This window comes from Oceanitalea stevensii, assembly GCF_014837105.1.
In the GTDB taxonomy this organism is placed as follows: Bacteria; Actinomycetota; Actinomycetes; order Actinomycetales; family Actinomycetaceae; genus Oceanitalea; species Oceanitalea stevensii.
Window position 1 is genome coordinate 193,661 of record NZ_JACSPO010000006.1, and the last position, 7,957, is coordinate 201,617.

Here is a 7,957-nt window from a genome sequence, read left to right on the forward strand (position 1 = left end):
GGGCGGGCCCGACCACCGGGCCCGCCCCGCGCCACCCCGGCCGCCTCGCGGCCACCGGCCGCCCCGCGGCCACCGCACGTACCGCAACACGAAGGCAGGGAGTAGATCTGTGAGCTGGCTGGACGATCGATGCGTGGCGGTGATCACCGGCGCCGCCGTCGGGGACGCCCTGGGCGGAGCCACCGAGGGATGGACACCGGAGCAGATCGAGGAGCGCCACGGCGGCCGGGTGCGCGGCATCGTCGGCCCCTGGTACGAGAACTGGCGCACCGCGCGGCCCATCGCGCCGTACCACAAGGGTGACGGGCACATCACCGACGACACCCTGATGACGCAGGCGCTCGTCGAGGTCTACGCCAAGCGGCGCGACCACCTCGACGCCTACGCGGTGGCCGAGGACCTCGTCCCGCTCATGATCGGCGAGCCCCGCTGGATCCCCGAGCTGGAGAGCGAGGCGCTCATCCTCCAGCGCGTCTTCCTCGCCGAGAAGTGGATCGTCGCGCGCCTCCACTACGGGCACGTCGACCCGCGCGAGGCCGGCGTCGGCAACGTCGTCAACTGCGGCGCGGCCATGTACATGGCGCCCGTGGGCCTGGCCAACGCCGGCGACCCGCGCGCCGCCTACGCCGAGGCGATCGACGTCGCCGGAGCCCACCAGTCCAGCTACGGGCGCGAGGCGGCCGGCGTCTTCGCCGCCATGGTCGCCGCCGCCGTCGCCCCCGGCGCGAGCGTCGACGACGTCACCCGCGCCGCCCTCGACGTCGCCCACGACGGGACTGCCGCCGCCCTGCGCGCCGTGGTCGACGCCGTCGCCGGCAATGACGTCCCCACCGACGACGACGGCGAGCGCGAGCTGGCCCGCGTGATCCGGGAGGCCGTGGCCCCGTTCGACTCCGTGGGCCCGGAGTACCGGCAGATGTCGATGGACGCCCGCCGCCCCTCGCGCACGAAGTCCATCGAGGAGCTGCCCGCCGCGCTCGGCTTCGTCCTCGGGCACCGCGGCGACTTCCGCGGCGCCGTCCTCGGGGCCGTCAACTACGGCCGCGACGCCGACTCGATCGCCGTCATGGCCGGCGCCGTCTGCGCGGGCCTGGGTGGGACCGAGGTGGTCCCCACCGAGTGGCTCGACGAGATCGAGACCGCCAGCCGCACCGACGTGCGCGCCACCGGCCGGCTCATGGGCTCCGTGGCCGCCGACATCCTCCGCGCCGACCGGGAGCGCGCCCGCGCCCGCGCCGCGGCCCTCGAGCAGCTGGAGGGGGCGCCGGTATGAGGCTGACCTGGGCCCAGCCTGAGGACCTCCTCGCGCACGAGCTCGTCCAGTCCGCCGCCGAGGGGCGGGACGTCACCGCCGTCCGCGAGCGCTGGGTGGCCGCCGGCGGCGACCCCGTCCCGGCCGTGAGCGGCGCCGGCCGGGTGCCCGCTCCCCCGGCCCTGCGTGCCCTGGCCCGCGAGCTGCTCGACGAGCTCGCCGCCACCCCGGCCCCGCCGTCGCCGGCCGAGCCGGACGGGTGGGAGGCGATCGCCGCCCTGCTGCCGCCGGCCCCGCAGCTCGTCGGCCGCCCCGACGACGCCGCCTACCGCGAGCGCCTCGTCGGCGCGTGGACCGGCCGCGCCGCCGGGTGCCTGCTCGGCAAGCCGGTGGAGAAGATCCCGCGGCAGGGCATCGAGGAGATCCTCCGGGCCACCGGGCGCTGGCCGCTGGACCGCTGGTTCACCGCCGTCGGCCTGCCCGACGACGTCGCGGCCCGCTGGCCCTGGAACCGCCGTTCGGCGCCGACCTCGCTGGAGGAGAACATCTCCGGCATGCCCGAGGACGACGACCTCAACTACCCGATCCTCGCCCTCGCCCTCCTCGAGAAGCACGGCCACGGCTTCACCACCGAGGACGTCGCCCAGCTGTGGCTCGACAACCTCCCCGCGGGGCGGGTCTTCACCGCCGAGCGCGCCGCCTACCGCAACATCCTCGACGCGCGGCCGGTGCCGGAGACGGCCACCCACCACAACCCCTTCCGGGAGTGGATCGGGGCGCTCATCCGCACCGACCTCCTCGGCTGGGTGCTGCCCGGTGACGTCCGCGCCGCTGCCCGCCTCGCGTGGGCCGACGCGCGCCTGAGCCACACCCGCAACGGCGTCTACGGCGCGATGTGGGCCGCCGCCCTCGGCGCGGCGACGATGGTGTGCGACAGCGTCGAGGACGTCCTCGACGCCGCCGACGCCGCCGTCCCGCCCGCCAGCCGGCTCGCCGCCGCCATCCGCCTCGGCCGCGAGGCCGGGGCCGCCTGCGACGGCAACGAGCCCGCCGTCCGCGAGGGCCTGGACCGGCTCCACGCCGCGTACGGGGACCTGCACTGGGTCCACACGCTCAACAACGCGGCGACGATCGCCTTCGCGCTCACCGCCGGGCGCGGGGACTTCGGCGCCAGCGTGTCGATCGCCGTCATGGCCGGCTGGGACACCGACTCCGCGGCCGCCACGGTGGGCGCGGTGGTCGGTGGCCTCCTCGGCGCCGACGGGATCGGCGAGCAGTGGACCGCACCGCTCGAGGGGCGCATCGCCACCTCGCTGCCCGGCGGGGAGCAGCGCATCAGCGACCTCGCCGAGCGCACCCTCGCCCTGGCCGTCCCGCTCGCCGCGGCGGTGACCCCGTGAGCGCGGGGCGCGTCGTCGTCGTCGGCTCGGCGAACGTCGACCTCGTCGTCCCGGTGCCGCGCCACCCCGCCGGCGGGGAGACCGTCCTCGGCGGGACCCTCGAGCGCCACCCCGGCGGCAAGGGCGCGAACCAGGCCGTCGCCGCCGCCCGCGCGGGCGGTGCGGACACGACCTTCGTCGGCGCCCTGGGTGACGACGAGTCCGGCGAGCTGCTCCACGCGTCCCTCGCGGGCGCCGGCGTGCGCACCGACCTCGTCGCGCGCGTCGCCGAGCCCACCGGCACCGCGCTCATCTCCGTGGACCCGGGCGGCGAGAACACGATCATCGTCGCGCCCGGCGCCAACTCCCTCGTGACGGTGGGGCCGGACCAGGCCGCGCGGCTCGCGGAGGCGGACGTCGTCCTCGCCCAGCTCGAGATCCCCCTCGAGGCGATCCTCGCGGCCGCCGCGGCCCGCCGGGAGGGTGCGCTCCTCGTCCTCAACGCCGCCCCCTCCCGGGAGCTGCCGGAGGAGGTGTGGTCCGCCGTCGACGTCCTCGTCGTCAACGAGCACGAGGCGGCCGACCTCGCCGGCCGCGGCGACGGCACCGAGCCGGCGGACCTGGCGCGCGCGCTGCTCGCCCGGGTGCCCGCCGTCGTCGTCACCCTCGGGGGCGCCGGGAGCCTCGTCGCCGAGCGCGACGGTGAGCCCGTCCACGTCCCCGCGTTCCCGGTGGAGCCCGTCGACACGACGGGGGCCGGGGACACCTTCTGCGGCGTCCTCGCCGCGGCCCTCGCCGGTGGTGCCCCCCTCGCCGACGCTGCCCGCCTCGCGGCCGCGGCCGGCGCCCTGTCCACCACCGCCCCCGGCGCGCAGGAAGCCGTCCCCACCGCGGCCGCCGTCGCGGACCTCGCGCGCCAGCGCTGAGCAAGAAAGGCGTCATGTACACGTTCGACCCCCTCGTCCCGCGGCCCATCGACCTCCCCACGGAGGTGCCCCTCGACGGCCTCACCACCGAGCAGTCCACGGCGCTGGACGAGGCGAAGATCTTCGTCGGGCCGCCCGACCCGGCCGACCGGCCGGCGTGGCGCGAGACCCTGCACCGCTGGCGCGAGGACGCCCGCGGGCGGCACGGCTACCGCGGCGCCGCCTACGAGCGCCCCGGTGCGGCGTGGGCGGCGCGCTGCCACACCGTCGCCCAGGTGTGGCTGTGGGACGAGCTGCTCTACTCCTTCGAGGAGCACCGCTTCACGCCCGAGCGCCTCCTCGCCGACGCCCGCGAGCGCTTCGGCGGGCTCGACGCCGTCGTCCTGTGGCACGCCTACCCGGTCATCGGGATCGACGACCGCAACCAGTGGGACTACTACCGCGACGTGCCCGGCATCGTCGAGCTCGTCCGCGAGCTGCACGACGCCGGCCTCCACGTCTTCGTCGACTACAACCCGTGGGACACCGGCACCCGCCGCGGCGCCGACGACGTCACCGAGCTCGCCGACGTCGTCTCCTGGCTCGGCGCCGACGGCGTCTTCCTCGACACGCTGAAGAAGGCCGAGCCCGAGCTCGTCGCCCGCCTCGAGGAGGCCCGCCCGGGCATCGTCCTCGAGGGTGAGTCGAAGCTCGCCGTCGAGCGCATCGAGGACCACTCCTCCTCGTGGGCGCAGTTCTTCGCCGACTCCCCCGTGCCGGGCGTGCTGCGCGCGCACTGGTACGAGTGCCGCCACATGCAGCACCACGTCCGCCGCTGGCACCGCGACCACTCCGAGGAGCTGCAGTCCGCGTGGCTCAACGGCGTGGGCGTCATGGTGTGGGAGGTCGTCTTCGGCGTGTGGGTCGGCTGGACGCCGCGCGACGCCGCGACCGTGGCCCGGATGGTCGCCGTCCAGCGCGCCGCCGGTGACCTCCTGCTGGACGGGGACTGGACGCCGCTCACCGAGCTGACGCCGCAGGCCGACGCCGCGGGCGTCTACGCCTCCCGCTGGGAGCTCGAGGGCCTCACGCTGTGGACCCTCGTCAACCGCGGCGCGGAGGACTGGAGCGGCCGCGTCCTGCCCGACGGCGCCGTCACCGGCGGCCGCGTCCTAGCCCTCACCGGCCACGACGGCGCGGGCGAGGTCGACGTGCCGGGCCGCGGGATCGCCGCGCTGCTCCACGTCGCCGACGGCGTCGCCGAGCCCGAGTGGCTCGCGCCGCTCCAGGAGGAGCTCGCCCGCCGCCCCCACGTGCGCGACGCCCGCTTCCAGCACCGCGCCGCCCGCCGCGTCACCGCCACCCCCCTCCCCACCGACAGCCGGAACTCTCCCGCCGACAGCCGGAACTCTCCGGCCGCGAGCGCACCGACCGACGCCGCCCGGCCCCCCGCCGTCGTCGTCCCCGCGGGCGAGCACGTCCTCACCGTCCGCCACCGCGCGCGGGAGACGGGCATGTACCAGGGCGCGCCCTACGTCGATGAGTGGAAGCCGCTCCCCCCGCGGCTGCACGACGCGCGCACCCTCCAGCGCGAGCTCACCCTCGACGCACCGGTCGCCGTCGCCGTCCACGAGGTGACGAACGAGGAGTTCGCCGCCTTCCTCGACGCGACCGGCTACCGGCCCGCCGTCGAGCACCGCTTCCTCGCCCACTGGCTCGAGGGCCGCCCGGCACCGGGCACCGAGGACGAGCCGGTGACCTTCGTCGACCTCGACGACGCCCGCGCCTACTGCGCGTGGCGCGGCGGGCGCCTGCCCACCGAGGACGAGTGGCAGCTGGCCGGCGAGACCGGCGAGCTGCACCGCGGCACCCCCGCCGTGTGGAGCTGGACCGAGAGCGAGCACAGCGACGGGCGCACCCGCTTCGTCATGCTCAAGGGCGGCAGCGACTACCGGGCCGAGGGCTCGGACTGGTACGTCGAGGGCGGCGTCCACGCCCCCGACCACTCCCTCAAGTACCTCCTGCCGGGCCTCGGCCTGGCCCGCTCGGCGACGATCGGCTTCCGCTGCGCCTGGGACGGGGAGGTGGCCCGGTGACCGTCTCCCGTGACGCCGCGGCCGGGGCCCTCGCCGGCCTGCGCGTCGTCGACGCCTCCACTCTTTTCGCCGGCCCGATGGCCGCGATGCACCTGGGTGACATGGGCGCCGACGTCGTCAAGGTCGAGCACCCCGACAGGCCCGACCCCTCCCGCAACCACGGCGCCGCCAAGGACGGGGTCAACCTGTGGTGGAAGACGCTGGGCCGCAACAAGCGCACCGTCACCGCCAACCTCGGCAGCCCCGGCGGGCGGGAGGTCTTCCTCGCCCTGGCCCAGCAGGCCGACGTCGTCATCGAGAACTTCCGCCCCGGCACCCTGGAGCGGTGGGGCCTGGGCTACGAGGAGCTGGCCGCGCGCAACCCGCGGCTCGTCCTCGCCCGGGTGAGCGGCTTCGGGCAGGTCGGCCCCTACCGGACCCGTCCCGGCTTCGGGACGCTCGCCGAGGCGATGAGCGGCTTCGCCGCGATGACCGGGGAGCCGGACGGCCCGCCCACGCTGCCGCCCTTCGGCCTGGCCGACGGCGTCGCGTCCCTCGCCACGGCCTTCGCCGTCATGGTGGCGCTGCAGTCGCGGGAGCGGACCGGGCAGGGGCAGGTGGTCGACATGGCGATCATCGAGCCGATCCTCGCGATGCTCGGCCCGCAGATCACCCGGTGGGACCAGCTGCGCACCGTGCAGCCGCGCACCGGCAACCGCTCGGCGAACAACGCGCCGCGCAACACCTACCGCACGCGCGACGGGCAGTGGGTGGCGGTCTCGACGTCGGCGCAGTCGATCGCCGAGCGCGTCATGCGGCTCGTCGGGCGGCCCGAGCTCATCGAGGAGCCGTGGTTCGCCCGCGGCGCGGACCGTGCGGCGCACGCCGACGTCCTCGACGACGCCGTCGGCAGCTGGATCGCCGAGCGCACCCGGGACGAGGTCGTGGCCGCCTTCGAGGAGGCCCAGGCCGCCGTCGCCCCGATCTACGACGCGCAGGACATCGTCGCCGACCCCCAGTTCCAGGCGCTCGGCACCCTCCACGAGATCGAGGACCCCGAGCTGGGCCCGATGCTCATGCAGGGGCCGCTGTTCCGGCTCTCCGGCGCCGACGGCGTCATCCAGTTCACCGGCCGGGAGCACGGCGCTGACACGGAGGCCGTGCTCGAGGAGCTCGGCTTCTCCGCCGAGCGGGTGGCGCAGCTGCGCGAGGAGGGGGCGGTATGAGCCTCCCGCCGCCGCTCACGCTGCTCTACGTGCCGGGCGACCGGCCCGACCGGGTGGCCAAGGCGCTGGCCTCCACGGCCGACGCCGTCATCGTCGACCTCGAGGACGCCGTCGCGCCCGGCGTGAAGAACACGGCGCGGGCGAACGTGGCTTCACTGCTCGCGTCGGTCCCGCCGGAGCGGGCCGTGCAGGTGCGGGTCAACGCCGCGGGGACCCCGTGGCACGACGACGACGTCGCCACCGTGGCCGCGCTGCCGGCTCACGTCGGGCTGCGGCTGCCCAAGGCGGAGGACCCCGCCGCGGTGGCCGCGCTGGTCTCCCTGGTTGGGGCACGGGAGGTGCACCTGCTCGTGGAGTCGGCGATCGGGGTGGAGCGCGCCTTCGCCCTCGCCTCCGTGGCGGGGGTGGCCTCGCTCGGGCTCGGGGAGGCGGACCTGCGCTCGGAGCTGCGCGTGGACGACGACGCCGGGCTCACCTGGATCCGCAGCCGCGTCGTCGTGGCCGCGCGGGCGGCCGGGCTGCCCTCCCCCGTCATGTCGGTCTACCCCCACGTGCGCGACCTCGACGGGCTGGCGGAGTCGTGCCGGGCGGGGCGGCGGCTGGGCTTCAGCGGCCGCACCGCCATCCACCCCGGGCAGCTCGACACGATCCGCGCGGCCTTCCTGCCGAGCGAGGAGGAGGTCGAGCGGGCCCGGGAGGTCGTCGCGCGCGTCGAGGGCGCCGTCGCCGCCGGCACCGGGGCCCTCGTCCTCGCCGACGGCAGCTTCCTCGACGTCGCCATGGTCGACCGCGCCCGCGCCACCCTCGCCCTCGCCACCCACCACGGCGGCCGCTGACCCACCCGGCCGACCCGCCCACCCGACGTCCGGCGCCCACCCCCGGCAACCGACCCCGTCCCGACACCGCCGTCCCCCGCACACCACCCCCTCCCGCCGACAGCCGGATTCCGCCCCACCGCCGCCCCGCGCACCACCCCCTCCCGCCGACAGCCGGACTCCGCCCCACCGCCGCCTCGCGCACCACCCCTCCCGCCGCCAGCCGGATTCCGCCCGACCGCCTGCCCTCGCCGCGCAGCTGCCCCTCGACGGTGGACGCCTGGCGGAGGACCATCGGAGGATGG

The 7,957-nt window shown here is 76.5% G+C and carries 6 protein-coding genes; all 6 read left to right on the forward strand.

Features of this window, described 5'->3' with window-relative positions:
* The first annotated feature begins 109 nt into the window (after positions 1–109).
* From H9624_RS11960 to H9624_RS11985, 6 genes are read left to right on the forward strand one after another with little or no spacing between them, the layout of a single operon-like run.
* Positions 110–1,273: an ADP-ribosylglycohydrolase family protein gene (locus H9624_RS11960; RefSeq protein WP_504740254.1), complete on the forward strand. Its 1,164-nt coding sequence runs from the start codon at positions 110–112 to the stop codon at positions 1,271–1,273.
* The gene (locus tag H9624_RS11965) at positions 1,270–2,652 is read left to right on the forward strand and encodes an ADP-ribosylglycohydrolase family protein (RefSeq protein WP_251840110.1); all 1,383 of its coding nucleotides are present in this window, start codon (positions 1,270–1,272) and stop codon (positions 2,650–2,652) included. Before H9624_RS11960 ends, H9624_RS11965 begins: the two co-directional genes overlap by 4 nt.
* The gene (locus tag H9624_RS11970) at positions 2,649–3,557 is read left to right on the forward strand and encodes a ribokinase (protein ID WP_251840111.1); all 909 of its coding nucleotides are present in this window, start codon (positions 2,649–2,651) and stop codon (positions 3,555–3,557) included. The genes H9624_RS11965 and H9624_RS11970 overlap by 4 nt, the downstream gene beginning before the upstream one ends.
* A gap of 14 nt (positions 3,558–3,571) precedes the next feature.
* Positions 3,572–5,632 carry an SUMF1/EgtB/PvdO family nonheme iron enzyme gene (locus tag H9624_RS11975; RefSeq protein ID WP_251840112.1) on the forward strand — a complete coding sequence of 687 codons (2,061 nt, stop codon included), beginning with the start codon at positions 3,572–3,574 and terminating at the stop codon, positions 5,630–5,632.
* Positions 5,629–6,837, forward strand: coding sequence for a CaiB/BaiF CoA transferase family protein (locus H9624_RS11980; protein ID WP_251840113.1), 1,209 nt, complete (start codon positions 5,629–5,631; stop codon positions 6,835–6,837). Before H9624_RS11975 ends, H9624_RS11980 begins: the two co-directional genes overlap by 4 nt.
* Complete coding sequence (locus H9624_RS11985) at positions 6,834–7,673, forward strand: HpcH/HpaI aldolase/citrate lyase family protein (protein ID WP_251840114.1); 840 nt, start codon at positions 6,834–6,836, stop codon at positions 7,671–7,673. Before H9624_RS11980 ends, H9624_RS11985 begins: the two co-directional genes overlap by 4 nt.
* Positions 7,674–7,957: the final 284 nt, after the last annotated feature.